1 protein-coding gene and 1 pseudogene are annotated in these 2,340 nt (G+C 37.2%); both read left to right on the top strand.

The features are described from left to right. The first annotated feature begins 47 nt into the window (after nt 1-47). Nucleotides 48-227: a hypothetical protein gene (locus tag FTU16_RS16300; protein ID WP_020847111.1), complete on the top strand. Its 180-nt coding sequence runs from the start codon at nt 48-50 to the stop codon at nt 225-227. Between the two features lie 566 nt (nt 228-793). Beyond that, a pseudogene (gene repM / locus FTU16_RS16295) lies at nt 794-1,720 on the top strand (replication initiation protein RepM); the annotation flags it as partial. Between the last annotated feature and the right edge of the window lie 620 nt (nt 1,721-2,340).

Raw genomic sequence — 2,340 nt, 5'->3', positions numbered from 1 at the left:
AACAGGGCTAAAAACGCCAATAAACGCAAAATAGGAGCATTTAGACCATGAAATTGAGTGATGCTGAAAAAAATAATCGTTTGTCAGAGGTGTTTTTAAAGAAATCAGATCGAGAATATTACGATTTAGAAATCACTGAAGATCATCAAAAACTTTATGATCAGTACGTTTCAGGTGATTTAAACAAGCAAGATTTTGAAGAACAACTAAACAAATTGATCAAGTAACCGAGCGAGTGTCTACGAGCGACTGAGCATTATAAAAATTTGCCCCTGCCTTTTCCCTGATTACAAGCTCCCTGTTGCTTCATAACGAGATTTACAGAGCAAAGCGACTGTAGCCACTGGCTCCATGATGAGCGAAGCGAATCCATTCTTGTTTTTAGCGTCCTAGCGGGTCTTTGAAAAAAACTGCCCCCAGGAATCGAGCGCAGCGAGATTCAATAGAGTTTGAGCGAAGCGAAAACATAGGGCAGTTTTAAATGCCGTTTTTAATTTTTTTGGGCTTTTAATAATAAAAAAGCTTTTAAATGCTTTTAAGCAGTCTGAAAGCATTGATATACGTGCGTTTCAGAGGACATAAGACGACACTTAGTGTGCTAAAAGACGACACTTAGTGTGCTAGAAATTCTCAATAAGACGACACTTAGTGTGCTTTGAAAGACAAAATAAAACATGTCGTTTTAAGCACGTTTAGTTTGCAAGATGCGACAAAATAAAATATGTCTGCTTATTGCTTCTTGATAAGGCTTCACATAAGATCAATAAGACGACATAATAAAATAAGACGCTATATGAAAGATTTAATTGTGAAAGATAACGCTTTAATTAATGCCAGCTACAATCTTGACCTAGTGGAACAACGGTTAATTCTTTTAGCAATAATTGAAGCCCGTGAAAGTGGTAAAGGTATTAATGCGAATGACCCTTTAACTATTCACGCAGAGAGCTATATCAACCACTTTGATGTATTGAAAAATGGTGCTTATCAAGCACTAAAAGAAGCCTGTAAAGACTTGTTTGCTCGTCAATTTAGCTATCAAGAACCAAGAGGAAAAGGAGTAGCTCATATTACCTCACGTTGGGTTTCTCAAATTGCATACATCGAAAAAACGGCATCTGTTGAGTTAATTTTTTCACCTGCAATTATCCCTTTAATAACTCGGCTAGAAAAACAATTTACGAGCTATGAGTTAGAGCAAGTAAAAGGGCTTTCCACTGGCTACGCCATTAGACTTTATGAACTTTTGATTGCTTGGCGTAGTAGTGGGAAAACACCAATTATTGAGCTAAGTGAGTTCAGAGAAAGATTGGGAGTATTAGAAAGTGAATATCATCGAATGCACGACTTTAAAAAGCGTGTTTTAGAACCATCATTAAAGCAAATCAATGAAAATACAGATATTACTGTCAAAGAAGAACAGCACAAAAGAGGACGTAATATTATTGGTTTTTCATTCCGATTTAAACAGAAGGCACAGCCAAAAAAACAACAAAAAACCGACCCTAAACGAGATCCAAACACACCTGATTTCTTTGTCGAAATGACCGATGCACAACGGCATTTGTTTGCACACAAATTATCTGAACTGCCCGAAGTTGGTAGCGAATATGCAGAGATCGGAGAGTCATCCGAAGACTTTACGAAACGCCTTGCAGACATGCTTTTAGAGCCAAAAAAATTCAGGATGTTTTATCCGCTACTGGAACAGCTCGGCTTTGGTTCTAAGAAAATCCAATCAGCACCAATCAAACAGGTCGATGAACCTAAGTTTATAGATTTTCCAAATATGCAGATCAACCGAATTTCTTACGGCATGTCCAGAAATAAAAAATTCAAACATTTGAAGCAAGAGAATGAATCACCTAATGATTTTATGCAACGGCTTTGCATCATGCTAAAAGACCCAAAACAGCAACTTCAATTTTACGATTTCCTAAAATCTAATCCTTGAGTTTCCCCCTCTAAAAAAGATTTCAAAACGCCCCAACTTTTGGGGCTTATTTTTATCTTTTTCAGAGGCCGTTTTTTTGTTTCTCGGAGAGAAACGCGGAAGCGTGCATTCCCTCCTGCTGTCGGAAAATGATAAATCCCCCAAACCGCTAAAAGTTGCCGATCGGCAACTTTTAAAATATCAAATTTTCACACATGGCTTAAAACCGCCTAAAATCGCCTTTAAGCGCACTTTTCTTCAAAACAGGGAAATCTAGCTAAACAGGGCTAAAAACGCCAATAAACGCAAAATAGGAGCATTTAGACCATGAAATTGAGTGATGCTGAAAAAAATAATCGTTTGTCAGAGGTGTTTTTAAAGAAATCAGATCGAGAATATTACGATTT

This window comes from Acinetobacter sp. YH12069 (genome assembly GCF_013419675.1).
GTDB classification, from domain to species: Bacteria; Pseudomonadota; Gammaproteobacteria; order Pseudomonadales; family Moraxellaceae; genus Acinetobacter; species Acinetobacter amyesii.
This window is presented reverse-complemented; position numbering and strand designations above follow the sequence as displayed.